The following is a 25828-nucleotide window of genomic DNA, read 5'->3' on the forward strand; positions in this document are numbered from 1 at the left end:
TCACGGATGAAAACGCATCGTCACGAAAATTGCATTTTTTTCCTACCAAAGGCCGTATTTCGGGATTAACCATTTCATGATGGACGTTCGGGACTCGACCGATACCGCTGGATGCATGCCAGTGCTGGTTGCGCGCCCGCCTGTATTCGCCGAGCCTGATGAATTTGCCAAGCCGGGTCAGTTCGCCAAACATGGGCGGCTGCTGGCAGCCCGCTCTTTGCGCATCTCGGCTCTCCTTCTGCTCGCCTTTATGGCGCTGTTTGTCGCCGGCTTCGGCTGGTTCGCCAATACCGTCAGCCGCCTGACTACGCCCGCCAATCCGGCAAGGGCCGACGCTATCATCGTGCTGACCGGCGGCCAGTCGCGCCTCGACGCTGCGATGGGCCTGCTTGCGTTAGGCAAGGGCGAGCGGCTGCTGATCAGCGGCGTCCATCCCTCCGCCAGCCGCCGCCAGCTTCAGGCCGCGACCGGCGGCGACAAGAGGCTGTTTTCCTGCTGCGTCGACATCGACCGCGCCGCGCTCGACACGATCGGCAATGCCGAGGAAAGTGCCAAATGGGTCGAGGACCATGCCTACGGCACGGTCATTCTCGTCACCAACAATTATCACATGCCGCGCAGCCTGCTGGAAATGGGCCGGCTGCTGCACGGCGCCAGGCTCGAACCCTATCCGGTGGTCAACACCAACCTCGAGAATGGCGGCTGGCTGACCAAGCCAGAAGCGCTACGCGTGCTGTTCACCGAATATAACAAATACCTGCTGGCGCTGGCGCGCGGCATCATGCCGGTGAAGCAATCGCCCAACGGCGTCACGCTGGCCGACGCCGCGGGCGGAAGCTGAACGGCACCGGCACTTTTATTCCCTAGCTGCTGCACCCGAGCGCAAGCGTGCGATCTCCTGTTCGAGCCGTTCGATGCGCTTGTCGCGTTCGCCCAGCGCCGCCGCCACGTCGGCCGCTTCGAAACGCTGCGGGATGTGCTGCGAGCAATTTGAATCCCAAGCCGAAACCGTAAACAGGATGACCTGCTCGGGTCGCGCCTTATAGTCTTGCGGCATCAGCTTTGCCGTCAGCTCGGCATCGCCCTCGACGACTTGCGCTTTGCCCCAGATCTTGATGCGCTGCCGGTGCGCATAATCGATCAGGAATAGGAAAGCCTGTGGGTTGTCGCTGAGGTTGCCCTGGGTGATGAACTGCCTGTTGCCGGAAAAATCGGCAAAGCCGATCGTCCGTTCGTCGAGCACCTTGAGGAAACCGGCAGGCCCGCCGCGATGCTGGATGTAAGGCTGCCCGTCCGCATTGGCGGTCGACAGAAAGACGCTGGTCTGCGCCTCGATGAAGGCGGCGAGATCGGGCGTGATTGCCGCCTGCCAGCCGCCACGCTCCTCGACACGGGCATAGGCCTGGCGCGAGCCCTTGCGCGCCTGAATCGCCTTCACCGTCGGGGTGAAAGCAACATCGCTGGTGTGAGCGTTCATGGAAGCCTCCTCAAGCGCCGAGCTGCGCTGCATTGCTAGTCAGGAAATAGGTCCTTCCATCTTCGAGATGCAGATGCCATATCTGCAATCTATCCTTCCGTTTTTCGGGAGGGCAACTTTTCGGGAGAGCTATGGATCGCCTCCAGTCCATGTCGCTTTTCGTTGCCGCGGCAGAGACAGGCAGCCTCTCGGCTGCCGGGCGCCGCTTCGGCATTCCGCTGACGACGGTCAGCCGCAAGGTTTCGGACCTGGAAAAGCACCTGAAGACACGGCTGTTGAACCGCTCGGCGCGGCAGCTGTCGCTGACCGATGCAGGCCACGCCTATCTCGCCGCCTGTCGTCGCATTCTCGATGAGGTCGGCGAGGCCGAGCGAATAGCCGCCGGCGAATACAATGCCCCGACCGGCGAACTGATCGTCACTGCGCCGATCGTCTTCGGCCGCCTGCATGTGCTGCCGGTCGTCACCAGCTTCCTCTCCGTCTATCCTGAGGTAGGTGTGCGGCTGACACTCGCCGACCGGATAACCCAGTTGGTCGAAGAGCACATCGACCTCGCCATCCGCATCGGCGAGCTTGCCGATTCGAGCCTGATCGCCACCCGCCTGGGTTCAATCCGCCGCGTCGTTTGCGCGAGCCCGGCCTATCTCGCCGAGCACGGCACGCCGAAAACGCCGCAAGAGCTTGCAGCGCACAGTGCCATCACCTTTGAAGGGCTCACCGCTGCCAGTTGGACCTTCGCCACCGGCAAGGCCGAATTCGCCGTGCCGGTCCGCTCCAGGCTACGGGTCAACACCGCTGAGGCAGCGATCGATGCGGCGATTGCCGGCGTCGGCGTGACGAGGCTGCTTTCCTACCAGATCGCCGCCGCAGTCCGGTCGGGTACGCTGCGCCCGGCGCTGCAAGAGTTTGAGCCCGACCCATGGCCGGTGAGCCTCGTCCATGCCGGCCAAGGGCTACTGCCGGTGAAGCTGCGCGCATTCCTCGACTTCGCCGCCCCGCGCCTGAGACAGCGCCTGCTGCAGGCCGCGTGGCAAACGTGAAGAAGACGGCCCATCGCAAGGCCGGGCCGATCGCCCGCCTCGCAGCGTTTCCTTTTTGCCGGCGCTTGGTGTAACCAACGCACACCTCCTCACCGGGCACATGCTGTATGCTGTATTTCCGCTCGCTGGCGTTCAATCTCGCCTTCTACCTCAATTTGATCGTCCAGATGATCCTCTGGACCCCGTATTATTTCCTGTCGCCACGCCATCGCGCCTGGTTCGTGCCGAAATTCTGGTCGCGCACCAGCATGTGGCTCTACGACAAGATCGCCGGCACCAGAAGTGAGATCACCGGCCAGGAAAACCTGCCTGAAGGCTCCTTCATCCTGGCGCCGAAGCACCAGTCCTTCTGGGACACGATCGCTTTCCTGCCGTATCTCGACGATCCCGTTTACATATTGAAACGGGAGCTGACCTGGATCCCGTTCTTCGGCTGGTACATTTTGAAGATGCGGATGATTCCTGTCGACCGCGGCAGCCGCTCGAAGGCATTGAAGACGGTGATCGCCGCGACCAAACAGGAATTGGCGCGCAATCCGCGCCAGCTGATCATCTATCCCGAGGGCACCCGCCGGGCGCCGGGCGACGAACCGGTCTACAAATACGGCATCGTCGAACTCTACGCGCAACTTGGCATTCCGGTGGTGCCGGTCGCTCACGTCGCCGGCCTCTATTGGCCGCGCCGCAAGTTCCTGCGCTATCCCGGCACGATCAAGGCGCGCTTCCTGCCACCGATCCCGCCCGGCCTCGGCAAGGACGAATTTATGCAACGGCTGATCGGCGAGACGGAGGCCGCCTGCGACCAGCTTCTCGTCGAGGCGGCGCAGACGCCGAACCCGCCGCCGATGCCGCCGACGGCAATGAAACGGCTTGGTGAGCTGGATGCGAAACCTGAATTGAAAGGCTGAAACAACGGCCTCAGATGCCACAAAGACTTATGGCAGGGCAGCCAGCGCGGCCGTCGCAACCAGCGTCACGGCAAACACCAGATTGATGATCCGCGACGCCAAGGGTTTGCGCAACAAACGTGCAAAAGCCGCGCCGGCGAGAAGCCACAAGAGATGAATGGCAACAATCATCAAGGCGAGGACCGCCAGCTTGGCTGAAATAGCAAGACCGCCGGTGCCGGAAGACGCGCCGGCAAACACGGCGGCAATCGCCACATAGGCTTTCGGATTGGCAACGGCCAGAAGGAACCCGCCCAGGAAAGTGGGAAGCGCCGCCCCACCAATGCGTGCCGCCAGTGGCGGCGCCGTCGCTATCTTGAACGCCAGATAGAGGATGTAGGCTGCTGACGCGACCGCCAACAGCGCTGCGAGCTTCGGCAGCGCGGTGAGAACGGCCATGATGCCCGTCGCCACCACCAAAAGCACGAGGACCGTCCCGACAACGATTCCCGAGGCATAACGGAGCGAATCGCGCAGGCCGAATGCGGCGCCGATCGCGGTGACACTTATCGTCGCCGGCCCCGGGCTGCCCATAACGATGGCCGATGCCAGCACAAGCGCCAGCAATTGCTGCCATAGCTGCTGATCGAGAAGACCCTGTCCGGCCATGCGACGTCCCTGCATCCTGCGACGATGCAGGGACGGTAGGGCAAGGCAGCGGCGCCGGTCTTGAACGATCGTGCGCGGCTATGCGCTGGCCTTGTCGAGCTCGGCGATATCGTCCGGGCTGAGCTGCAACGACGCGGCACGCACCAGGCTGTCGAGCTGGTCGAGCGTCGTCGCGCTGGCGATCGGAGCGGTGACGCCGGGCCGTGCCATGACCCAGGCAAGCGCCACTTCCGCTGGCTTGGCCGAATGTCTGGCTGAAACGGCATCGAGCGCTGAGAGAATGCGCATGCCGCGGGTGTTGAGATAGCCTTTCACACCGCCACCGCACAGGCTTTTGCCGAGGTCGGCCTCGCTGCGGTACTTGCCGCTCAGAAACCCCTTGGCGAGGCTGAAATAGGTGATGACGCCGATGTCCTCGGCCGCGCACAGATCACGCAGCGGACCATCGAAGGACGAGCGGTCGTAAAGGTTGTATTCCGGCTGCAGCACCTCGTAGCGCGGCAGGCCGCGCAGGCTTGCTACGTCGAGTGCGGCCCGCAACTGGGCGGCGTCGAGGTTGGAAGCGCCGGCATAACGGATTTTGCCCTTGTCGAGCAGTTTCTGGTAGGCGCCGAGCGTTTCCTCATAGGGAGTGGCCGGATCAGGCCAGTGCGACAGATAGAGATCGATTGTATCGACCTGCAGCCGCTTCAGCGTGGCGTCGATGGCCTTTTCGATGTAGGCGGCGGACAGATCCCTCTTGCCCTGCCCCATATCCGAACCGACCTTGGTGATAACGACAACCTTGTCGCGGTTGCCGCGGCTTTTCATCCATTTGCCGATAATGGTTTCGGATTCGCCGCCCTCGTGGCCGGGAATCCAGCGCGAATAGGAATCGGCCGTGTCGATGGCGTTGAGGCCAGCGTCGACAAAGCGGTCGAGCAGGTCGAACGAGGTTTTCTCATCGGCGGTCCAGCCGAACACATTGCCGCCCAGAACCAATGGCGCGATGGATAGGTCGGTGCGACCGAGACGACGTTTCTGCAAGGCTGATCTCCATGGTGATTCATGCTGGGGCGGGTGGGAGCCGCCGACCGAGCTAACCTATGTCGCACCGTGGCAACGTCAAACGCATAGCCTCTTTTCCAGCCCGCCGGCGCTTCACAAAACCGCGACCCGCCGCGCCGTGTCGGGCTTCAAGACGCTGTCCCGAATTTCCAAACCAGTACCCTCTGAGGAAACAATCTGGCAAGTTTAGCACATAGATTGTCAAATCTGCCAATTCAGACCTTTGCCGGCCGGCCATAGGTTCCGCGGCGCCGACGCAAATCTCGGCACGGTCTGGCCAAGCCCGGACTGTTTGCCCCGGATCGTTTGTTGTGGAGACCGGAATGAAAGCAATTGTATTTGACGCCATCGGCTCGCCGCGCGACGTGCTCTATGTGGACGACCTGCCGATGCCGCGGATCGGCGACGGCGAAGTGCTGGTCAGGATGGTCTCGGCCTCGATCAATCCGGGCGACTTCCTGTTTATCCAGAACCTCTATCCCGAACCGAAGAAGCCGCATTTTCCCCGGCAGATCGCGGGAAACCATGGCGCCGGCATCGTCGAAGCCGTTGGCGCGGACGTTTTGCTGGAACCGGGCACGCTTGTCGCATTCAGCTATTATGGCAGTTGGGCCGAGTACGCGGCGATTCCCGCCGAATGGCTGATCCCGTTGCCTGCCGGCTATCCGGTCGAACGCGCCGGGCAGATGGTGAACCCCATTACCGCGTGGGATCTGCTGGTGGATTCCCGTGTGCGGCCTGGCCAGTGGCTGGCTGTCACGGCCGGCTATTCGTCGATTTCGACAATGGTGATGCAGTTCGCCCAACGACGCGGCATCAACGTCATCGCGCTTGTGCGGCGCTCGCACCAAAGCTTCGACCTGAAGACGCTTGGCGTCGGCGCCATTCTTGACCTTTCGGACTTGAAGACAAGTATCCGGGAAGCGGTGATGGATATCACCGGTGGCGCCGGATTGAACGGGATTATCGACAATGTCGGCGGACCTGTCAGCGGCGAATTGATCCGCACCCTGGCGCTCGGCGGGCAGATGGTGATCAATGGCGGCATGAGTGCCGAGCGCTTCGAGCTGCACAATTTCGATGTCTTGCTGAGCGGCGTCGAGATCAGGGCGAATATCTATCGCTATTTCTTTTCGCCGCTGGCCGAAGCCGACCGGCCTGTGCTACGCGAGATTATCGACACCTTCGGCCAGCCCGGCTTCCACGTTCCTGTCGGCGGTCTCCACCCGCTGACCGAGTTCAAGCTTGCCGTGGCAAACAGCCTGGATCGCGCCGATCTTGGAAAACAGATTTTCAGGATGTAGCCCGCTCACGACACCGAAGCTACGTCGCGACCCGTCTTGTCACGTCTTCCAGCCAGTGGTCGCTTATACCCAGTGCTTCGAGGTGCTCCAGCGTGCTGAGCACGTAATCCTCATTCCTCCCCGACTGGCCGACGGCGCCGCGGACGACGGCCGCCGCCTCGGCTGCGTCGAGCGCACCGGCATATTGCTCATGGCTGCGGTCCACGACATAGGCGACGGCGTCGACCGTCTCGCCCCCATCCGTTTTACCCTTGTCGAGGCGAACGCTGAGCACACGTTCGAGATAGACGTTGGTGACCAGCTCGCGTTCGCGCAGATAGGTAATGACCTCGTTGCGCAGCTCGCCTGGAACCCGGAACGCGAGCCCGATGCAGGAGCCGCCGCGGTCGAGGCCGAGCACCAGGCCCGGCCGTTCGCGCGTGCCGCGATGCACGAAAGAATAGACGCACAGCGAACGGCGGTAGCCATGCAGGCGGGCGCGCCGCGTCTCGACATGCGCGAATCCCGGTCGCCAGATCAGTGAGCCGTAGCCAAAAACCCAAAAATCGCCCATATCGCCAAGCCTGATTGTGACGAACCACCCACCGGTGGTGTTTCAGTCCGTCTACCTGTTGTTGCCGCAAGCGACAGCCCGCCCGTGCCACCCGCGTTAACGAAAGCCGCAGCATGACGTCAAGTGACGAGCGCCCGCCGCCCAGCCAACGTCGCCGCCTGTTGTGGCTTGCCGCTTTCATTCTCGTGCTGTTCGGCATCTACAGCGCGGGCTGGTTCTACCTGGCGGACCTGGTCGAGAGCGCGACCGACAAGGCGGTCGCCGATCTCGACGACAAAGGCATCAGGGCCGACTGCGCCAATCTCGCGGTCAGCGGCTATCCCTTCAGCTTCACCGTTTCCTGCGACAGCCTGGCTTACGAGGACGACAGCCGCAACGTCGCGGCATCGACAGGCAAGATCAACGCCGCCACGCAGATCACGCGGCTTCTGTCGCCTGCCGCCGAGCTCAGGGGGCCGCTCAGGACCTCAGTTCCCGGCATGACCCCGCTCTGGATCGACTGGGATGATCTGCGGGCCGACATGAAGCTGTCCTGGCCGCTGCCGAGGCGCCTCTCGCTGCAGACAGAAGGCCTGTCCGGCCAGACCGATCCGGCAGACGACACCGATCCCGTCTCGCTGTTCAGCGCCGGAACCGCCACGGGACAATTGCGCCCAAACGGCCCGGACATCGACTATGCCGGCAATTTCACCGATCTTGAAATCGACGCGGCGGCCATCGACGGGCGCGTCTTGCCGCCGCTGGACGGCAGCGGCGACCTGACGCTGAAGAACGGCGTGACACTGATCAAGGCAAATCCGAAGAGCCTTCGCGGCCAGGCCGCCGAAATCCACAAGCTCGATCTGTCGTCCGGAACCGCGCGCATCACCGTTTCCGGACCGCTGTCGGTCGATGACGACGGTCTCATAAATGCCGACCTGACAATCAGGCTCAATGATCCGAAGGCCGTGGCGGCAATCCTCGCCACCGCCATCCCCGAGCAGAAGAAACAGATCCAAACCGGCTTTGCCGGACTGGCGCTGCTCGGCAACCAGCCGTCGATGCCGCTGAAGATCGTCAGGGGCAAGGCCTCGCTCGGCTTCATCCCGCTCGGCAAGATCAAGCCGCTCGACTAGAGCAACTCCAGGAAAAGTGTGAAACGGTTTTCCGTCCGGAATTGCGCAAAAACAAAGAGATAGAGCGGTTCGGCGTTTCTGTGAAACGATGAACCGCTGTAAGCCAGGCTGGCCTGCGATCGGCCTGCCGCGGCTTATCCCCTCGGCGGGTGTTCGACTGCCTGGCGACCGAAATCCGGTACGTCGATATCCTGGCCGGCCTCGATGATCGAGCGGCGGACGGCGCGGGTGCGGGTGAACAGGTCGAACAGTTTTTCGCCGTCGCCCCAGCGGATCGCCCGCTGCAGCGAGGACAGATCCTCGGAAAACCGCGCCAGCATTTCGAGAATGGCGTCCTTGTTGTGCAGGCAGACGTCGCGCCACATGGTCGGGTCGGACGCCGCGAGACGGGTGAAGTCGCGAAAGCCGGAAGCCGAGTATTTGATGACCTCGGACTTGGTCACCGACTCCAGATCGTCGGCGGTACCGACGATGTTGTAAGCGATGATATGCGGCAGGTGCGAAACGATGGCCAGCGTCATGTCGTGATGCTGCGGGTCCATCGTGTCGATGTTGGAGCCGCAGCGGCGCCAGAATTCCGAGAGCTTTTCCAGTGCTGCGGGATCGGTACCGGGCAGAGGCGTGAAAATGCACCAGCGGTTCTCGAACAGTTCGGCAAAACCGGCGTCCGGTCCCGATTTTTCGGTGCCGGCCAAAGGATGGCCGGGGATGAAGTGCACGCCATCAGGCACATGCGGCTGCATCTGCGCGATCACCGATGCCTTGGTCGAGCCGACATCGGTGAGGATGGCGCCCTTCTTCAGCGCCGGCGCGATCTCCGCGGCGACCGTGCCTGAAGAGCCGACCGGCACCGAAACGATAACCAGATCAGCATCGCGAACCGCCTCTTTCGCATCCGTCGTATAGGTGTCGCCAAGGCCGAGTTGGCTCGCCCGTGCCAGCGTCGCGTCGCTGCGCGTCGAAATCGCGACTTGGCCGGCGAGTCCCTCGCGGCGGATGACGCGGGCCAGCGACGAGCCGATCAGGCCGATGCCGACCAGCGCGATCTTTTCGAACATCGGTGAGGTCATGGTGTTCTAGCTTTTCAGGAATGTCGCGAGTGCTGCGACAACGCCGCGATTGGCCTCTTCGGTGCCGATGCTCATGCGCAGCGCGTTCGGAAAACCGTAGCCGGAAACGCGCCGCAATATGTAGCCGCGCGCACTGAGGTAGTCGTCGGCGGCCGCCGCCGAATGCTTTTTGTCCTCGGGAAAGTGGATGAGGATGAAATTGCCGACGCTCGGCGTCACCCGCAGCCCGAGCCCGCTTAATTGCTCGCTCAGCCAGGCCAGCCAGGTCTCGTTGTGCGCGACGCTGCGTTCGATGTGGGCACGGTCGCGGATCGCCGCGATGCCGGCCTCGATTGCCGTCGCATTGACGTTGAAGGGTCCCCGCACGCGGTTGATCGCGTCGATGACGTGCATTGGCGCATACATCCAGCCGATCCGCGCCCCGCCCAGGCCCAATTTGGAGAAAGTGCGGGTCATGACCACGTTTTCCGCGCTGCCCACCAACTCGACGCCGGCTTCATAATCGTTGCGCCGGACATATTCGGCGTAAGCTGCATCCAGCACCAGAAGCACGTTTCGCGGCAGGCCGGCATGCAGGCGGCGGACCTCCTGGAACGGCACGTAGGTGCCGGTTGGATTGTTTGGATTGGCAAGGAAGATGATCCTGGTGCGCGGCGTCACCGCGGCGAGGATCGCATCGATATCGGCGCGTTCATCGGTCTCCTTGACCGTCACCGGGACGGCACCGGCCGACTGTATGTAGATCTTGTAGACCATGAAGCCGTGTTCGGTGATGATGGCTTCGTCGCCGGGCGCGAGGTAGGTCTGCGCCAGCAGGCCCAGAATCTCGTCGGAGCCGTTGGAGCAGACGATGTTCGCCGGGTTGAGCCCGTGCACCTCGGCGATCGCTTCCCTCAGGCGCCTGGCGCTGCCGTCGGGATAGACCGCGAGCTTGTCGGCGACCGCGCGCGCGGCCTCTATCGCCTTTGGCGAAGGACCGAGCGGGTTCTCGTTCGCCGACAATTTATGGACCTTGGCGACACCTTCAGGCGCCGCGCTCTTGCCGGGCACATAGGCTTCGATGTCCATGATGCCGGCGCGGGGCCTTGGACGTGTCTGATCCGGTGTCTGGCTCATTTCATGAAATCCGTCGAGAGTGCCTCCATCCGGAAGCCGCAGCGGAAATACAAGCCGTGGCCCGGAATGTCGAGGGGCCGGCAATTCGGGATCAAGAACTTGCCGTTGACGAAGCCATGCGCGAGTCATAGAAGAACGGCTACAGTTCCGTGGTGATTTGGCCGGTCGGCTTGCAGCCACGTTAAACAACTTGCTAAAGGGCCGTTTGCATCTTGTAACCGGCTTTGCGAAGGCATGGCCGGTTTTTTGTTGCCCAGACCGGTGGACAACTGAAGGCCGGGCAAGGAGATGTGATGGTCGCTTTGCGCGCGCGAAAAACCAACAACGAGGCCGACCAGCCGTCGAGCCCGGTGTTGCGTTTCGGCGCCGACAAGCCGCTCAAGCTCGACGCCGGCACGCTGCTGTCGCCGTTCCAGATCGCCTACCAGACCTATGGCACGCTCAACGACGCGCGCTCCAACGCCATCCTCGTCTGCCATGCGCTGACCGGCGACCAGCATGTCGCCAACACCAATCCGGTGACCGGCAAGCCGGGCTGGTGGGAAGTGCTGATCGGTCCCGGCAAGATCATCGATACCGACCGTTTCTTCGTCATCTCGTCAAACGTCATCGGCGGCTGTCTCGGCTCCACCGGCCCCGCCTCGACCAATCCCGCCACCGCCAAGCCCTACGGGCTCGACCTGCCGATCATCACCATCCGCGACATGGTGCGGGCGCAGCTGATGCTGGTCGAGCATTTCGGCATCGAACAGCTGTTCAGCGTGCTTGGCGGCTCGATGGGCGGCATGCAGGTGCTGCAATGGGCCTCCAGCTATCCGGAGCGCGTCTTCTCGGCGCTGCCGATCGCCACCGGCGCCCGCCATTCCTCGCAGAACATCGCTTTCCACGAGGTCGGCAGGCAGGCGGTGATGGCCGACCCGGACTGGCATGGCGGCAAGTATTTCGAGCACAGCAAGCGGCCGGAAAAGGGGCTGGCGGTGGCGCGCATGGCCGCCCACATCACCTATCTGTCGGAAGCAGCGCTGCACCGCAAGTTCGGCCGCAACCTGCAGGACCGCGAAGCCCTGACCTTCGGTTTCGATGCCGACTTCCAGATCGAGAGCTATCTGCGCCATCAGGGCATGACCTTCGTCGATCGCTTCGATGCCAACTCCTATCTCTACATGACCCGGGCGATGGACTATTTCGATCTCGCCGCCGACCATGGCGGCCGGTTGGCCGATGCCTTCGCCGGCACCAAGACGCGCTTCTGCCTGGTTTCGTTCACCAGCGACTGGCTGTTCCCGACCGAGGAGAGCCGCTCGGTCGTGCACGCGCTGAACGCGGCCGGCGCTTCGGTCTCGTTCGTCGAGATCGAGACCGACCGCGGCCACGACGCCTTCCTGCTCGACGAACCGGAACTGTTCGCCGCCATCAAGGGCTTCATCGCCTCGGCCGCGCGGGCGAGAGGGCTCGGCGCATGACCCCGAAAAGTTGCGGATTGTTCGGATCAGGACCATGTGCCAGGCATCAGCGCATGACCCCGAAAAGTTGCAGGCTTTTCGGATCAGGGTCATGCGTCAGGCAAGAGGCGAACGCATGAGCGTCAACCGCGCCCAGCGCGTCGACCTCGAAGTCGTCGCCGATCTCATCCCGCCGCAGTCGCGGGTGCTGGATGTCGGTTCCGGCGACGGCCTGCTGCTCGAATTGCTGCAGGCGACCAAGAAGGTCGACGGTCGCGGCCTGGAACTGTCGCAGCGCGGCGTCAACGAATGCGTGGCGCGCGGCCTGTCGGTTATTCAAGGCGATGCCGACAAGGATCTCCAATTCTATCCCGACAAGGGTTTCGACTTCGTCGTTCTGTCGCAGACCTTGCAGGCGACCCGCAATCCGAAGCTGGTGCTCGACGAACTGCTCCGGATCGGCAACCGCGCCATCGTCTCATTCCCGAATTTCGGCCACTGGCGGGTGCGCCTTTCGCTGCTCTTCAACGGCCGCATGCCGGTGACCAAGGACCTGCCCTATTCCTGGTACGACACGCCCAACATCCATTTCTGCACCATTCGCGACTTCGTCAATCTGTGCGACGAGCTTGGCGCGACGGTGGAAAAGGCAACCGCGCTCGACGCCAACGGCCAGCGGATCGGCTTCTCCATGCCTTGGTGGTTCTGGAACTTTTTCGGCCAGCAAGCGGTATTCCTGCTGAAACGATAGGTTTGACAGGCAGAAGCAACGAACCTCAGACCTGCGCAAGAAACCATATTTTCAATTTTCAATCCAATGAAGTTGCCCGGCATTCTTTGTTGCTTTAACAGGTCTCAAACGGGTTGGTTTGGGGGAAGCAATGAAGACGTTAGTATTAGCAACAGCTTTGATGTCGGCCACTTTGATTTCCGGATGCACGACGTCGAAGACCGATTTCCAGAATGGACAAGTCGCGTTGAGCGGCAGCCCGGCGCTGAAACGGCAGGCGATCCAGCGGTGCATGACCAAATTCAAGATGCGGTTCGGCAAGGTTGAAAGGGCAAACCTCGCCGCGCTCATGAACGTCCCGGATGCCGGATTGGAACACACGTTCTGCACGCGATTGATGAACGGCTTCGCGAACGGGAGGATCAACTACTCGGATTACCTGGCTGCATTGTCGCATGGCGACATGTCCAACGCGATCAAGGTGCTGCAGGGGCGGTGAAGCTGCCGATGCAGACGCGATCCAAATTCGGTGCCGCCAGATAGATGGCGGCACCATAGACGCCGGTTGTACCCGATCATTCCCCCTATTCAAGCACGTCCGTGGCCTTGTGGGGGTGCTGGACGCCGTCGACGAAGACCACGTCGGACTGGGAATTGCCGGTGCGCAGCGGCAATATCTCCTGATAGGCGGGCGAGTCGTACCATGCACGTGCCTGCTGCCGGTTGGGAAACTCGATGACTATGAGATAGCCCGGCCAGGTGTTTTCAACGATTTCCACCTCGCCTCCGTGCACCACGAAGCGGCCGCCAAACGGTTCCAGCGTGGCATCGATCTTGTGCAGGTACTCGACGATCTGCGGCCCCGGCGTGACCTGGCGCATATGGGCGACGGCGTAGGCGGTCATGGCGTGTCTCCTTGTGGTCGAAGGCCGGACAACCGGCTTGATGGGAGCATTTTGCCGAGACGTAGTGCGCTGGTCGATTACCCCAGAGGTAATGACACTGAATACAAAAGCGACGCGCGGCTGCCGTCACCTGAAAGATATTTCCGCCTGGCACCGATGATTTCCACCCGCCTGCGCTGTCCTTATCGATGAGCGCGTCTGGATGGTCCGGCGGCCGGGAACGAGAGGTGATCCATGGGATCGTTGCAAAATCAGAATGTCGTCGTCGTCGGAGGCAGCCGTGGTGTCGGCCGCTCGATCGCGGAGGCCGCTCTCAAGGAGAAAGCGACGGTGCTGGCCGTCGCCCGCGGAAAACAGGCCCTGGCGCAATTTGCCTGGGAGGTCTCGGGCGTGAAGACGCTCGCGGTCGATGCTACGGTGGACTCCGCCCCGGATAAGGTCTTCGCCGCGCTTGAGCCGGACGTACTGGTGATCTGCGCAGGTGCGCTGGCCCCTTCTGCGCCGGTGCATGAACAGAACTGGAAGGCGTTCTCGGCAAATTGGGACACGGACGTCAAGGCGTCGTTCCTGTTTTGCCGGGCCGCTCTGCGGCGTCCGCTCAAACCGGGGACCCGGATCGTTCTGATCTCCAGCGGCGCGGCTTTGACCGGCGGACCACCGAACGCCGGCGGCTATGCCGGCGCAAAACGCATGCAGATGTTCCTGGCCGGTCATAGCCAGAAGGAGGCCGACCGGCTTGGCCTCGGCCTGCGCTTCATGGCGCTCGCGCCGATGCGCATCATGCCGGAAACCGGCGTGGGCAAAGCCGGCGTCGACAGCATAGCGGCCTATATGGGCATCCAGCCGGCGGACTTCATCGCCGCCATGACCGACATGCAAACGCCGGCCGATGTCGGACGGGCGGTGGTCGCACTCGCCACCGGCCAGCCGCAAGGCAGTTCCTTCATGGTGAGCGGTAGCGGGCTTGCCCCGGCCGCCTGAGGGGCGCGTAATGCAACGCTCGCTCGTAACCGCACAAGCCACATGACAGACGCTCAACCACCTCTGGAACCATCACGCCAGCCGATCCTCGATCGGCTGGCCTTCGAGAAGGTCACGGCCGCGCATCGCCGCGAGCTCAAGCTGCATTGTTATCGCATGATGGGTTCGCTGCACGAGGCCGACGACCTCGTCCAGGACGCGTTGCTTCGCGCCTGGCGCGCAAGATCGGAGTTCGACGGGCGAGGTTCGGTTCGCGGTTGGCTCTACATGATCGCGACCAACGCTTGCCTCAACGCCATCAAGGCGAGGTCGAGGGCGCGTCGCATTCTCCGGGAACCCGGACGGCAGCCCTCGCACGGGGCGGCCATAGGCGGGCCTGTAGCCGACATCGCCTGGCTGGAGCCCTACCCCGACGCCGAGCTTCCAGACGTTGCCGGCAGCGAGCCAGGTCCGGAAGCCCGTTACGAGAGCCGCGAGGCCGTCCAGCTCGCCTTCGTCGCGGCGATCCAGGATCTGCCGCCCAGGCAGCGCGCCGCGCTGCTGCTTGCCGACGTCCTCGGATGGTCGGCTGTCGAGACGGCGCGTTTGCTGGGCGGATCGACGGCTTCGATCAACAGCGCGTTGCAACGGGCCCGCGCAACGCTGGCGGCGCGCTATCCTCAGGGACGGCCGGCCAGCCGATCACGGCCCAGCCCCGAAGAAGGCCTGCTGCTCGAACGCTACATGCAGGCCTGGCAGGCCGCCAATCTCGACAGCTTGATCGAGCTGCTGCGTGAGGACGCCATCTATACAATGCCGCCTTGGCGTGAATGGTATCAAGGCCGCGAAGCGATCCGCGGTTTCTTCGAGACCGTCTGGCCGAGGTTTGGCGGCTTCCGCACGCTGGCCACCCGGGCCAATGCCCAGCCGGCGGTCGGGGTTTATTCCCGCAGCCACGATGGCCCTGAATGGCGGGCCCATTCCCTGCATGTGTTCGACGCAGCCGAGGGCGGGATCGCTTCCTTGACGATCTTCATAGGGCCGCTCGGGCCATCTCTGTTCCCGGCCTTCGGCCTGCCACCAGCCTAGCTTACCCCTGGGCCAGCCTTATCGGTCGAGTTCCGGGAAATATGGGTCCGAGAAAAACCGCCGGTCGCGCTCGCCTTGCAGGCAGTCGATCGGTGCGTCGATGCGGATCGTCCTCGGATCCAGCTTGGGATACTCGATGCCGCTGACCTCGAGGATCAGTTTGCGGCGAGTGGCGGTGGCGAATTCGGAAGCAGCATAGATCGGCAGCACGAACGAGCCCGGCCCGCCGGTAACGCATTCGGCATAATACCGGTCGAGATGGCTGAAGGTGGGTGACGGGCTGATCAGGATCGGCAGCCCGTTGATGACGATGCCCTTCGCCAGCGCCGCATCGCGTGCCGTTGTGACCGGCAAGCCGGTGTTGTTTGGGCCGTCCCCCGAGACGTCGATGACGCGGCGTTTGCCGGTGAAGGCCGTGCCGTTGAAAAGCTCGGCGCCGAAAGCCACAGCACCGGAAATCGAGGTGCCGCGAAAGCTCCTGAACGGGCGGGCCGCGATCTTGTCGGCGAAAGCGTTGGCGCTCTCCTTGCTGTCGACGACCTGCCAGGCAATGACCGCATCGTCGCGGATGGTGCCGGCCCATTCGAAATAGGCGATGGCGATGCGGCCGAAGGTGCCGGCACGCACGGCGTTGATGAAGTCGGGGTGGCGCAGCGCCGCGACATAGCCGGCGCGCTGCAGGGCGAACTCCCTTTCATCCATCGACTGCGAGATGTCGACGGCCAGCACCAGCTCGACATCGACGGCAATTGCATTGGCCGGTGCGGCCGCAGGTGCCGCCGGGGTGCAGGCAAAGCAGGCGAGCAGGGCGAGAGCGTCAAGCATGGCCGATCGGAACGTTCCCATCTGAAACGATCGCGACAGTTTTTCGCCGCGATCGCGGCGAAATAAAGCTTGCCTTCTATTTCTTTCGGCCAGCCGAAACGATAACCGGGGGCGGTTCGATGGCACCTGCCCTGATACGGGCCGGCTTGAGTGGCGGCTGGCCGGCATCCTTGACGATGGTCAACGCCCGCCGGAAGAAGCGGGCATTGTGCTGGCCGCGGCCGATATTGAGGATCGCGGCGTCGGGAAGGCGCTTCTCCAGCATCGACAGCACTTGCCTCAGCGTTGGGCCGTCGAACGCGTCCAGCGCCTCGTCGATGATCACCCATTTCGGCCGTCGCAAGGCCAGCCTGGCAAAGGCCAGCAGACGCTGCTCGTCGTCGCTGAGCTCACGCTCCCAGCGCGCCGAGCGATCGAGCGAGGACGACAGGCGTTGCAGCCCGACATCGGCCAGCACCTCCGAGATCTCGGCATCGCTCGCCTCCGCCGCGCCGTCTGAATGGTTGAGCACCTCGCGCAGCTTGCCGAGCGGGAAATAGGGGGTACGCGGAACAAAGATCGGCGCTTCTCCGGCCGGCATGCCGATCCGTCCGCTGCCCCATGGCCACAGACCGGCAATGGCCCGGAAGAACAGCGTCTTGCCGGCGCCCGGATCTCCGGTGATCATGACCCGGTCGCCGGCGCGGATTTCGACATGCGGCTCGGCAAGCTTGGTGCATCCCTCCGGCGAGGCGATCTCGAGTTTCTCGAATGTCAGGCTGCCGTCCGGGTTTTCGCCGAACGAAATGCGCCTTTCCGTATCGTGCAGCGCGTCGGTGTCGCCAAGCGCGATGCGGAAGTCGGCGACCCGCATCAGCGTAGCGCGCCAATCGGCGATGCCGCCGATATTGTTGATGAACCAGCGCAGCGACGAATGGACCTGGTTGAAAGCGCCGACTGCCATCATCAAGCCGCCAAAGCTGATATCGCCGGCGAAATAGACCGGTGAGGCGACCAGGATCGGCGCGACGACAGTGATCCAGCCATAGGTGTCGGTAACCCAGGAAAGATTGATCTGGGCGCTGTAGATGCGCCGCATGGCGCCCAGCACCGTGCCGAGATCGAATTCGAGCCGGCGCCTGGCATCGGCCTCGCCATGCGCCAGCGCGATGGCATCGACATTCTCGTTGACGCGAACCACCGAGGAGCGCAGTTCCGCCTCACGCGTATAGCGATCGTTGTTGAAGCGGATCAACGGTCGCCCGACCAGCCAGCTCAACCAGGAGGCGGTGCCAGCATAAAGGATCGCCGCCCAGACCATGTAGCCGGGTATGGCCAGCGAATGGCCGCCTATGTGGAAGACGAAGCCGGAAGACAGCGACCACAGGACCCCAACGAACGAGGCAAGCAGGATGCAGGACTGCAGCAGGCCGATGCCAAGACCGGTGGAAAGATCGGAGAGATGCCCGGCATCCTGCTGCAGGCGCTGGTCGGGATTGACGCCGATGGCGCCGGCATGGGTCAGCCGGAAGGCACGCGCCGGCCGCATCCATTCGTCGATCAGGTCGAGCGTCAGCGCCTCGCGCAGCTTCAGGCGGAGCATCTGGTCGAGCCAGGTCTGGCCGACATTGAGCACCACAAGCCCGCCGGCGATGCCGGCAAAGACCAGAAGCTGATGCAGGAAAGCCGGCATGTCGCGCCGCGCCAGCGCGTCGTAGAAAGGCTGGTTCCAGCGATTGAGCAGAACCTGCCCGATCGAGCTCGCCACGATGACGGCGACGATGCCGATCGATGCCCAAATCAATTGTTTTCGCACCGGCGAGGTGGTCAGCGCTATCTTGATTGTTGCCAGCTGCTCACGCAGGCTGCTGGCTTCGATCGACGTGGCAAGCTTCTGGGCGCTGGCCTCGACATCCGGACGATCATCCATCGGTTAAATCCTTGCATTCGGAGCAATGCCAAACCGGTCATAGGGATCGGCCGCACGGCCTTCAATCGGACAGCAAACCTGATATCGTCAGATAGGCGTGAAAAAGCACGTCTCGGATCACGAACGCGTCATCCTGGCGGTGCCGGGTGTTCGGCCCGCGACAGCCCGGCCAAGCGTCGGCGCGCCATGCGGCGAGAGAACCGGCACGAAGACGCGGCGGGACGCGCGCTGGGCAACCGGCACGCCTTGATAGAGCCGCTTCTGCGCCTCGACGACGATAACGCCGGAGAAGATCGGCCAGAAGCGCCGGCCGGCGCGTTCCAGCACATTATGGAACTGCATCATGAAACGTCGCGGCGACGGCGGGAAGAACAGCGCATCGGACCACGCCGCCGGCGTGAAATTCGCTTCGCGCAGCAATTCGGTCAGCTGGCCGCGCGAGAACGGCCGGCCATTGCCGAAAGGCGTATGCTCGAAGCGTGCCCAGACACCGCGCCGGTTGGGCACGACGATGACGACACGGCCCGCCGGCGACAGCACCCGCCAGATCTCGTTCAGCGTCTCGCGTGGGTTCTCGACATGTTCGAGCGAATGGACGAGGAGCATGCGGTCGATGCAGGAATCAACCAGCGGCAGTTCCTCGTCGAAGACCAGCGCGGTCGCCGTCGGCCCGGTCGCCGGCCAGACCACCGCGCCCTGCGTCGCCGGCATGAAGGCAAAGACGCGCTCGGCATCGCTGCCGAAGCGCTCCAGCCACGGCAAGGTGTAGCCGAGGCCGACCAGCCGCTCGTTGGGCACGACGGCCCATATCGAGGACAGCGCCATGGTGATCGAGCGTTCGGCCAGGCGGCCGAGCGTGGTCGAATAAAACGAACGGAGATCGACAATGTCTGAATGCATGCGCGGAACGGTAGCTTCGAAGCAGTCCAAGTTCAACAAAGGCAGATGACATCGGCTGGCAGGCGCCCTATGTCTGCGGCAATAAAGGGAGAGATGCGATGCCGGTCGAGATCGAACAATTCATGTGCCGCAGCGACAATTTCGGCGTGCTGGTGCATGACCCGAAAAGCGGTCAGACGGCGCTCATCGATGCGCCCGAGGAGGCGCCCATCCTGGCGGCGATCAAGCGCACCGGCTGGACCCCGACGATGATCCTGACCACTCACCACCATCTCGACCACGTCGAGGCCAATCTGGCGCTGAAGGAGCGTTTCAAGCTGCGCATTGTCGGGCCGGAAGCCGAAAAGGCAAAGATTCCCGGCATCGACGAAACTGTCGAGCAAGGCTCGGTCGTCCATCTCGGCGACGAACGGATCGAGGTCATCGCCACACCCGGCCATACCGCCGGCCATGTCACCTATCATCTGCCGGCGTCGAAAGTGGCTTTCGCCGCCGACACGCTGTTTGCGCTCGGCTGTGGGCGGCTGCTCGAATGCAAGCCGCCGGTGATGTACGAATCCCTGAAGAAGCTCGCGGCGCTGCCGGCCGAGACGGTTATCTATTGCGGCCATGAGTATACGCTGGCCAATGCCCGTTTCGCGCTCACCGTCGACCCGACCAATTCGGCGCTGAAAGAGCGCGCCGCCAAGGTCGAGGCGCTGCGCGCCGACGGCAAACCGACGCTGCCGACGACCATCGGCGAGGAACTGTCGACCAATCCGTTCCTGCGCTGGCACGATCCGGCGATCCGCAGGCATCTCGGCCTGGAGAAGGCCTCCGACGCCGAAGTGTTCGCCGAGATCCGCAAGCGCAAGGACAATTTCTGAGCGGCACCAGGAGCTAGGGTCGTGACCAGTTCCGCCGAAATCATCGCCCTGCTCGGCCTGAAGCCGCATCCGGAAGGCGGCTGGTATGCCGAGACCTTTCGCGACGGCGCGGCAGGCACGCGCGGCCATTCGACGGCGATCTATTTCCTCCTCGAGAAGGACCAATTGTCGGCCTGGCACCGGGTCAAGGACGCGGCCGAGGTCTGGCATTTCTATGACGGTGCGCCGCTGGCGCTGTCGATACATCGGGAAGGCGGTCCCGTCATCGAGGAGATCCTCGGTACGGCGCTTGCCGCGGGCGAGCGGCCGCAGATCGTCGTGCCGGCAGGCTGGTGGCAGTCGGCACGCAGCCTCGGCGAATGGACGCTGGTCGGCTGCACCGTGGCGCCGGGTTTCGATTTCGCCGCCTTCGAACTCGCCGAACCAGGCTGGCTGCCTGGAGTATGATTGACATGAATGATCATCGGCTTCCTGCGCGGAACAAGGCGCTCATTGCCGCTTACGTCGCGATTGGTATAGCAGGCCTTCTGTTGCGCCCTATTTATCCGAAGAGCATCTTTGTAGCGCTCTTTCTAATGTCCGTGTTCGGTGCAGCCTATTTGATCTTCTTGTCCTGGATGACGTTTCAGGAATGGAAGCAACTTCCGACGCTTCAGAAACGCTTGCTCTTCATGATTTTTGTCGTGGCCCTCGGCGGATTCTTATGCATGATTTACCTGACACTGCGTTCCACGTTGAGGTAGTGAACAGTAGCTAGTCTAAGATGTGCGGCTCATCCGGCGTTCGCTTCGCTTGCCCGCTGTTTCATTTCGGAGCAGAGAAGACTTTTCAGCGTCGCGCCGCCCCTCACCTGCCTGCCGGCATCCTCTCCCCGTAGAGGGACCGGGGAGAGGAGCGCTCTCATCGACGGTTTCGCCAATCATCGGCGTTTGCGAGAAGGGCGCTGGTGCTGCCGCCAGCTCCCTTCTCCCCGTCACTATACGGGGAGAAGGTGCCGGCAGGCGGATGAGGGGCGGCGCCAACCTCGACAATGCCATGCGACCATTGGGGCGGTGATTTGGCGTCCTTGGATACCTAGCCCAGCAGGAAACCCAGCGTGATCGCCAGCTGGCCGACGTAATACAGCGCCCAGACCGCATGGCGCACCCAAATGCGGTGCGGCGAGATGGCGGGCAGCAGGAACTTTTCCACGGCGTGCAGCCCGTCGGACAGCATGAGCAGGACGACGCCGCCGACGACCCCGACGCTGTTCAGGGTGAGCGCCGCAATGCCCATGCCAAGCAGCGCCGCGGCATGGATGCCAATCGGCAAACGCAAGGCCGGGCCGATGCGGCGCCAGAGCGCGAAAAGCATCGCCAGCGCCGACACGATCATCGCCAGCACGATCGCTGCCCGCCACGGCTCGGCCGAAAGCAGCCCGAGGCCGCCGCCGGCACGCAGGAACAGCACGACGTAAAGCACGTGCGCGGCAAGAAAACTGGCCGTGCCGCCAAGAAATGCCTTCTCGCCGTCGCGCGACAGGAAGGCGTCGCCGATGGCACTGGCGCCGAGCGCGGCGACGAGCAGCCATGGGCCGCCCTGCTGCGCGACCAGCACCGCCAGCATCGCCACCGCCAATGTCCTTGCCGCCGACCGCGAAAGGCGCGGCGGCATGCCAAGGCTGAACGCGTAAATCACCGCCGCCGCCAGCGAAAACAGCAGCGTCGCATTGGCATTGGCATCGATGCCGCCGGGAAACGGCATCATGCGTTTGCCTCGCTCGTGGCCCTCTTGCGCAGGAACAGCGATTTCGCCGCCAGTGCCGCGCCGCCGGTGATCAGCACGCAAGCGGCGAGGATGCGCCATGACGGCTCGGCGAAGCCGGCTGATATCAGCACCAGCGTCGACAGCAGCGGCGCGGCATAGCTCGCCGCCCCCAGCACCTGGATGTTGCCGCGCTTGACGCCGATGTCCCAGGCATAGAACGCCGCCCCCACCGGCATCAGACCGAGGCCGAGCACGGCCAGCCACTGGCCGGCGCCGTTGGGCAGCACCGTTTCTTCCAGCAATAGATGGCAGATGAGCGAAAGTGCCGCGGTGGCGGCGCAGAACCAGGTGACGATGCTGGTCGGCACCGACGGGAAGCGCCGCGACAACAGCGAATAGGACGACCACAACACCGCGCAGGCGCCGGCCATGGCGTAGCCGAAGGCATAACGCGCATCGAAGGCAAGCCCGCCGCCCTTGGTGACGATCAGGACCGTGCCGGCAAGGCCGAGCAGCGCGCCGGCGACGTGGTTCCAGGCCAGCCGCTCGCCCGGCATCAGCGCCGACCCCAGCACGATCAGCAGCGGCCACAGATAGGCGATCAGGCTGGCCTCGACGGCCGGCGCATTGCGCAGCGCGGTGAAATAGAAGAAGTGGTAGCCGAACAGGCCGGCAATGCCGATCACCCAAACCTGGCGCGGTATCTTCGCGGCGCCATCGGCTGCCGGCATGAACAGCCGGGCAACCAGCCCGACGCAAGTGCCGATCGTAAAGGTGATTGCCGAAAGCAGGAACGGCGGCACGGCGCCCGAAGCATCCGTAAGCAGCGCCAGCAGCGCCCACATGGCGACCGCGGAGAAGCCGATCAGTGTTGCGCGCGCCATACCGTCGCCCCCTGCCCATCGTTGGCGGCGCACCATCACGCCTATTCGTTTGCTTCGAACCGCTCCGCGCTGATCGTCAACGGGCCGATTTGCGTGCTGACCGTGGCGCGGATCGGCGCATATACGCCGCTTTGGCCGACCGGTGCAAACGTCACCATGATGCGGCTGCGTTTCTTCAGGTAATTCAGCGCCTTGCGGTTCTTGCGGTAGCCGGCCACCGGCTCGAAGCCCAGCCTGCAGGTGACCGTATCGCCCTTGTAGCCGGCCACCGAGATCGACCCTTTGGACTCGTAGGTCAGTTTGAGATCGGCACGCATTTCGCCGTCATAGAGCTTCACCGTGCGCCCGCAGACCTGGTCGAGGCTGTCGGCATGGATGACGGTGGCGGCCATCGGATCGAGGACCGATACGAGATGGCTGCCGACCAGCGGTATCCAATTCTCGGGATTGCGCTTCTTCGGCTCAGGCACGACCTTGGTCGAGGTGACGACGCCGTTGGCAAACTGGATGTCGATCATCGATGCCTTCTTGCCGGACGTGTAGTCGGCGTGGAACGCTTGCGGCTGCAACTGCTTGCCCGAAATCTTGCCCTTCGACGAGATCGTGCCTCGGGTATCGTCGAACAAAGTGGCGAGCCCGGCGGCGGAAACGCTGCCCTCGATCGAATAGGTGTCGCCCTCGTAATGGCTGGAGAATTTCGCCTTGGCCACGGAGAGGCCGAGGAACGACACCGAATATTCGCCCGTGAAGGATTGCGGCTCAGCGGCCGAAACCGTCGTCGACAGCGCGACGGCCATCAGCACGACCAGGGCATGGAGGAAAGAACGAGGCATGGCGGGTCCTTGATTGTCGACCGGACGGGCGGCTCCGGTCTGGCATGTCCCTGTGCGACCGCTTATAGGCTGAATTCCGGCCTTAATGTGAAAGGCGCCGTCGGCAGGCAACGGTGGGGCTGGTTGACGGCCAAAATAAAAAACCCGCCTCGGCGGGCGGGTCGTTGGAGCCAATTAGCACCATACCGAAATTAGTAGCATAGCTGCCGGCACAAAGCAAGAACAAAATGTGGCCACCTGGAAAATCGCGACAGGTTTGCGCAGCCCCTCATCGCCCTGCCGGGCACTTCTCCCCGTATAGGGACGGGGAGAAGGTCGCCTTGCAAAGGGTTTCGCCAATTTGCGGAGTTGCAGAAAGCGCCGAGCCTGCGGCCCAGCCCCTTCTCCCCGTCACTATACGGGGAGAAGGTGCCGGCAGGCGGATGAGGGGCAGCGCCGGCATCGGTCATCTTTTGATTGATTCCCTTGGAACTAACCAACCCCAAGCTTGACGCCTCGGCGAAATGCAACTATGGAACGCCAACTTTTTCCATGAGGCCGCCTGACCGAAACCGCGCGCCACCCGGCGCGGGTCGAATGTTTGGCCAGGACCGAGAACCGAAGGTTAGAACCATGTCCCGCACCTGCGAACTCACTGCCAAGGCAGTCATGTCCGGCAACAATGTGAGCCACGCCAACAACAAGACCAAGCGTCGCTTCCTGCCCAATCTCGTCAATGTGACGCTGATCTCGGAAGCGCTGAACCAGAATGTGCGCCTGCGCATTTCGGCCAACGCGCTGCGTTCGGTCGAGCATCGCGGCGGCCTCGATGCCTTCCTGGCCAAGGCCGATGCCAAGGAATTGTCGCAGCGCGCCCGCCTGTTGAAGAAGCAGATCGCCAAGAAGCTCGCCGAACAGCCGGCCGCCTGAGTTTTTCGGCGGCAGCCGCCTTCCAGGGCGTGACCGGGTTCCGGATCGCGTTCCGCTGGTTCCATTACCCAGGATAAAAAAATGACTTTCCTCTCGCGGTACCTGCCCTTCGTGGCGGCCATGGCGCTCGTCGTCGTGGCCTCGAACATCCTTGTGCAGTTCCCGATGCAGGGTTCAATCGGCGGGTTGTCGCTGGCCGACATCCTGACCTGGGGCGCCTTCACCTATCCGTTCTCCTTCCTGGTCACCGATCTCGCCAATCGCCGTTATGGGCCGGCGGTGGCGCGCAGGATCGTCTTTGTCGGCTTCATGACAGCGGTGGTCTGCTCGATCGTCATCCCACCGCTGCTGTTTCGCCACGGCCTGATCGAATTCGAGACCGCCGCCGACCGGCTGGTGCGCATTGCCGCGGCGTCGGGTGCGGCCTTTCTCACCGCGCAGTTGCTCGACGTCACCGTGTTCAACCGGCTGCGCCGGCAGAGCTGGTGGCGCGCGCCGATCGTCGGCACGCTGGTCGGCTCCGTTTTCGATACGGTGGTGTTTTTCACCGTCGCCTTCGCGGCGGCGTTCGCCTTCGCCGGGCCCAACGACGGCTTTGCGCTGGAAACCGCACCGCTGATGGGCGTGCTGCCGGTCGAGACGATGCGCTGGATTTCCTGGGCGCTCGGCGATCTCGGCGTCAAGCTGGTCATAGCGGTGGTGGCGCTGATCCCCTACCGGCTGCTTGCCGCCCGCTGGAGCCAGCCGGCACTGGCAGCATGATCCCGAACCAAAGGTCCGCGTTAGCGAAAAGTGGGAACCGGTTTTCGGACAAGATCATGCTCAAAGACTATCAAGCATGATCCCCTGGCTTCAACTGGACTCGGCAAAAACGCCTGACGGCGGACAGGAACTCCGCCTGAAACGGCGCGGCGGCGAATTCTCGATCATGCTTGGCGCCAACGAGCTGATGAACAGCCGGCTCAGCGGTTCCGAAGAGGCGCTGGCGAAACTGTCCTGTCAAAGGATTGCCGGCCGCCGGACCCCAAACATCCTGATCGGCGGCCTCGGCATGGGCTTTACCTTGCGCGCGGCGCTGGCCGAGCTCGGCGACGATGCGCAGGTCGCCGTTGCCGAACTGGTGCCGGCGGTCGTGATTTGGGCGCGCGGCCCGATGGCCGAGCTGTTCGGCGGCTGCCTTGACGACCGGCGTGTCGGCATTCGTGAGACCGATGTCGGTCAGCTCATCCGTTCGCAAGCATCGGCCTGGGACGCGATCCTGCTCGATGTCGACAACGGCCCCGAGGGCATCGTCTACAAGGCCAACGATGCGCTCTACAGCGCAGCCGGCCTGATCAGCGCGAGAGCAGCTCTCAAGCCCGGCGGTGTGCTGGCGGTCTGGTCGCAGGGCCCTGACGCAGGTTTCACCCGAAGGCTCAAGCAGGCCGGCTTCACGGTCGAGGAGGTCAAGGTGCGGGCTCACGGCAAGCGCGGCGCCCGTCACGTCGTCTGGCTCGCGAGCAAGGGGCAATAGGCCACCTCGCAATCCGGGCGGGCCTTGTTGGACGCCGCC

At 63.3% G+C, this 25828-nt stretch carries 29 protein-coding genes and 1 riboswitch; of the genes, 16 read left to right on the forward strand and 13 right to left on the reverse strand.

Annotation, left to right across the window (positions count from 1 at the left end; all coding sequences use genetic code 11):
• Nucleotides 1–76: 76 nt before the first annotated feature.
• On the forward strand, nt 77–841 hold the full coding sequence (locus tag NKJ32_RS12435; protein ID WP_352570567.1) for a YdcF family protein: 765 nt from the start codon (nt 77–79) through the stop codon (nt 839–841).
• Nucleotides 842–856: 15 nt separating this feature from the next.
• On the opposite strand, the gene NKJ32_RS12440 is transcribed toward NKJ32_RS12435, so the two are convergent.
• Nucleotides 857–1477: a pyridoxamine 5'-phosphate oxidase family protein gene (locus NKJ32_RS12440; protein ID WP_352570568.1), complete on the reverse strand. Its 621-nt coding sequence runs from the start codon at nt 1475–1477 to the stop codon at nt 857–859.
• 131 nt (nt 1478–1608) lie between these two features.
• Here NKJ32_RS12440 and NKJ32_RS12445 point away from each other — a divergent pair, with 131 nt between their 5' ends.
• Nucleotides 1609–2517 carry a LysR family transcriptional regulator gene (locus NKJ32_RS12445; protein WP_352827680.1) on the forward strand — a complete coding sequence of 303 codons (909 nt, stop codon included), beginning with the start codon at nt 1609–1611 and terminating at the stop codon, nt 2515–2517.
• 107 nt (nt 2518–2624) lie between these two features.
• Nucleotides 2625–3425, forward strand: a complete 801-nt coding sequence (locus NKJ32_RS12450) for a lysophospholipid acyltransferase family protein (protein WP_352456697.1) — start codon at nt 2625–2627, stop codon at nt 3423–3425.
• Nucleotides 3426–3452: 27 nt separating this feature from the next.
• Here the strand turns inward: NKJ32_RS12450 and NKJ32_RS12455 are convergent, their stop codons facing one another.
• Together NKJ32_RS12455 and NKJ32_RS12460 are read right to left on the reverse strand one after the other, a co-directional pair.
• Nucleotides 3453–4073 carry a LysE family transporter gene (locus tag NKJ32_RS12455; protein ID WP_352456698.1) on the reverse strand — a complete coding sequence of 207 codons (621 nt, stop codon included), beginning with the start codon at nt 4071–4073 and terminating at the stop codon, nt 3453–3455.
• A gap of 78 nt (nt 4074–4151) precedes the next feature.
• Nucleotides 4152–5099 carry an aldo/keto reductase gene (locus tag NKJ32_RS12460; RefSeq protein WP_352827682.1) on the reverse strand — a complete coding sequence of 316 codons (948 nt, stop codon included), beginning with the start codon at nt 5097–5099 and terminating at the stop codon, nt 4152–4154.
• A gap of 344 nt (nt 5100–5443) precedes the next feature.
• Here NKJ32_RS12460 and NKJ32_RS12465 point away from each other — a divergent pair, with 344 nt between their 5' ends.
• Nucleotides 5444–6424, forward strand: a complete 981-nt coding sequence (locus NKJ32_RS12465; RefSeq protein WP_352456700.1) for a quinone oxidoreductase family protein — start codon at nt 5444–5446, stop codon at nt 6422–6424.
• 19 nt (nt 6425–6443) lie between these two features.
• Here NKJ32_RS12465 and NKJ32_RS12470 read toward each other — a convergent pair whose 3' ends face one another.
• Nucleotides 6444–6977 carry a gamma-glutamylcyclotransferase gene (locus tag NKJ32_RS12470; protein ID WP_023677914.1) on the reverse strand — a complete coding sequence of 178 codons (534 nt, stop codon included), beginning with the start codon at nt 6975–6977 and terminating at the stop codon, nt 6444–6446.
• A gap of 113 nt (nt 6978–7090) precedes the next feature.
• Here NKJ32_RS12470 and NKJ32_RS12475 point away from each other — a divergent pair, with 113 nt between their 5' ends.
• The gene (locus NKJ32_RS12475) at nt 7091–8092 is read left to right on the forward strand and encodes a DUF2125 domain-containing protein (RefSeq protein WP_352570572.1); all 1002 of its coding nucleotides are present in this window, start codon (nt 7091–7093) and stop codon (nt 8090–8092) included.
• 134 nt (nt 8093–8226) lie between these two features.
• Here NKJ32_RS12475 and NKJ32_RS12480 read toward each other — a convergent pair whose 3' ends face one another.
• Nucleotides 8227–9162 (reverse strand): prephenate/arogenate dehydrogenase family protein, encoded by a 936-nt coding sequence (locus NKJ32_RS12480; protein ID WP_352754575.1) that lies wholly within the window; start codon nt 9160–9162, stop codon nt 8227–8229.
• A 6-nt stretch (nt 9163–9168) separates the two neighbouring features.
• A complete protein-coding gene (hisC, locus tag NKJ32_RS12485; protein ID WP_352754578.1) occupies nt 9169–10278 on the reverse strand; it encodes a histidinol-phosphate transaminase in 1110 nt (369 codons plus the stop codon).
• Between the two features lie 139 nt (nt 10279–10417).
• A riboswitch (SAM riboswitch) is annotated at nt 10418–10495 on the forward strand.
• Nucleotides 10496–10571: 76 nt separating this feature from the next.
• On the opposite strand from hisC, the gene metX reads away from it, so the two are divergent.
• From metX to NKJ32_RS12500, 3 genes are all read left to right on the forward strand, one after another.
• A complete protein-coding gene (metX, locus tag NKJ32_RS12490; protein ID WP_352570574.1) occupies nt 10572–11741 on the forward strand; it encodes a homoserine O-acetyltransferase MetX in 1170 nt (389 codons plus the stop codon).
• A 115-nt stretch (nt 11742–11856) separates the two neighbouring features.
• On the forward strand, nt 11857–12471 hold the full coding sequence (gene metW, locus NKJ32_RS12495) for a methionine biosynthesis protein MetW (RefSeq protein ID WP_352570637.1): 615 nt from the start codon (nt 11857–11859) through the stop codon (nt 12469–12471).
• Between the two features lie 130 nt (nt 12472–12601).
• A complete protein-coding gene (locus NKJ32_RS12500) occupies nt 12602–12949 on the forward strand; it encodes a hypothetical protein (protein ID WP_352471436.1) in 348 nt (115 codons plus the stop codon).
• Between the two features lie 85 nt (nt 12950–13034).
• Here NKJ32_RS12500 and NKJ32_RS12505 read toward each other — a convergent pair whose 3' ends face one another.
• Entirely contained in the window at nt 13035–13355 is a 321-nt protein-coding gene (locus tag NKJ32_RS12505; RefSeq protein WP_352754579.1) for a DUF1330 domain-containing protein, read from the reverse strand.
• Between the two features lie 234 nt (nt 13356–13589).
• On the opposite strand from NKJ32_RS12505, the gene NKJ32_RS12510 reads away from it, so the two are divergent.
• Together NKJ32_RS12510 and NKJ32_RS12515 are read left to right on the forward strand one after the other, a co-directional pair.
• Entirely contained in the window at nt 13590–14336 is a 747-nt protein-coding gene (locus tag NKJ32_RS12510) for an SDR family NAD(P)-dependent oxidoreductase (RefSeq protein WP_352452472.1), read from the forward strand.
• Nucleotides 14337–14378: 42 nt separating this feature from the next.
• Nucleotides 14379–15404 carry an RNA polymerase subunit sigma-70 gene (locus tag NKJ32_RS12515; protein ID WP_352754581.1) on the forward strand — a complete coding sequence of 342 codons (1026 nt, stop codon included), beginning with the start codon at nt 14379–14381 and terminating at the stop codon, nt 15402–15404.
• A gap of 18 nt (nt 15405–15422) precedes the next feature.
• On the opposite strand, the gene NKJ32_RS12520 is transcribed toward NKJ32_RS12515, so the two are convergent.
• The 3 genes from NKJ32_RS12520 to NKJ32_RS12530 all read right to left on the reverse strand — a co-directional run bounded on the left by NKJ32_RS12520 (nt 15423) and on the right by NKJ32_RS12530 (nt 19038).
• A complete protein-coding gene (locus tag NKJ32_RS12520; RefSeq protein ID WP_352634047.1) occupies nt 15423–16229 on the reverse strand; it encodes a DUF1194 domain-containing protein in 807 nt (268 codons plus the stop codon).
• Between the two features lie 76 nt (nt 16230–16305).
• Complete coding sequence (locus tag NKJ32_RS12525; RefSeq protein WP_352827687.1) at nt 16306–18138, reverse strand: ABC transporter ATP-binding protein/permease; 1833 nt, start codon at nt 18136–18138, stop codon at nt 16306–16308.
• 117 nt (nt 18139–18255) lie between these two features.
• On the reverse strand, nt 18256–19038 hold the full coding sequence (locus tag NKJ32_RS12530; protein WP_352646682.1) for a class I SAM-dependent methyltransferase: 783 nt from the start codon (nt 19036–19038) through the stop codon (nt 18256–18258).
• Between the two features lie 98 nt (nt 19039–19136).
• Here NKJ32_RS12530 and gloB point away from each other — a divergent pair, with 98 nt between their 5' ends.
• From gloB to NKJ32_RS12545, 3 genes are read left to right on the forward strand one after another with little or no spacing between them, the layout of a single operon-like run.
• Entirely contained in the window at nt 19137–19904 is a 768-nt protein-coding gene (gene gloB / locus NKJ32_RS12535) for a hydroxyacylglutathione hydrolase (protein ID WP_352451211.1), read from the forward strand.
• A 21-nt stretch (nt 19905–19925) separates the two neighbouring features.
• Nucleotides 19926–20351 carry a cupin domain-containing protein gene (locus tag NKJ32_RS12540; RefSeq protein WP_352754583.1) on the forward strand — a complete coding sequence of 142 codons (426 nt, stop codon included), beginning with the start codon at nt 19926–19928 and terminating at the stop codon, nt 20349–20351.
• Nucleotides 20352–20356: 5 nt separating this feature from the next.
• Nucleotides 20357–20647, forward strand: a complete 291-nt coding sequence (locus NKJ32_RS12545) for a hypothetical protein (RefSeq protein ID WP_352827690.1) — start codon at nt 20357–20359, stop codon at nt 20645–20647.
• 331 nt (nt 20648–20978) lie between these two features.
• On the opposite strand, the gene NKJ32_RS12550 is transcribed toward NKJ32_RS12545, so the two are convergent.
• Genes NKJ32_RS12550 through NKJ32_RS12560 form a run of 3 tightly spaced genes read right to left on the reverse strand, consistent with a single transcriptional unit; the run spans nt 20979 to nt 23367 of the window.
• Nucleotides 20979–21650, reverse strand: a complete 672-nt coding sequence (locus NKJ32_RS12550; protein WP_352754585.1) for a lysoplasmalogenase family protein — start codon at nt 21648–21650, stop codon at nt 20979–20981.
• The gene (gene yddG / locus NKJ32_RS12555) at nt 21647–22534 is read right to left on the reverse strand and encodes an aromatic amino acid exporter YddG (protein WP_352646686.1); all 888 of its coding nucleotides are present in this window, start codon (nt 22532–22534) and stop codon (nt 21647–21649) included. Before yddG ends, NKJ32_RS12550 begins: the two co-directional genes overlap by 4 nt.
• Nucleotides 22535–22575: 41 nt before the next feature.
• Nucleotides 22576–23367 carry a DUF3108 domain-containing protein gene (locus NKJ32_RS12560; RefSeq protein ID WP_352754586.1) on the reverse strand — a complete coding sequence of 264 codons (792 nt, stop codon included), beginning with the start codon at nt 23365–23367 and terminating at the stop codon, nt 22576–22578.
• Nucleotides 23368–23979: 612 nt separating this feature from the next.
• Here NKJ32_RS12560 and rpmB point away from each other — a divergent pair.
• The 3 genes from rpmB (at nt 23980) to NKJ32_RS12575 (ending at nt 25789) form a co-directional block, all read left to right on the forward strand.
• Nucleotides 23980–24276: a 50S ribosomal protein L28 gene (gene rpmB, locus NKJ32_RS12565; RefSeq protein WP_006328411.1), complete on the forward strand. Its 297-nt coding sequence runs from the start codon at nt 23980–23982 to the stop codon at nt 24274–24276.
• An 81-nt stretch (nt 24277–24357) separates the two neighbouring features.
• Nucleotides 24358–25038, forward strand: coding sequence for a queuosine precursor transporter (locus NKJ32_RS12570; protein ID WP_352754587.1), 681 nt, complete (start codon nt 24358–24360; stop codon nt 25036–25038).
• 76 nt (nt 25039–25114) lie between these two features.
• Nucleotides 25115–25789, forward strand: a complete 675-nt coding sequence (locus NKJ32_RS12575; protein WP_352754588.1) for a polyamine aminopropyltransferase — start codon at nt 25115–25117, stop codon at nt 25787–25789.
• The last annotated feature ends 39 nt before the right edge of the window (nt 25790–25828 follow it).

The organism is Mesorhizobium sp. M0159 (genome assembly GCF_040322295.1).
In the GTDB taxonomy this organism is placed as follows: domain Bacteria; phylum Pseudomonadota; class Alphaproteobacteria; order Rhizobiales; family Rhizobiaceae; genus Mesorhizobium.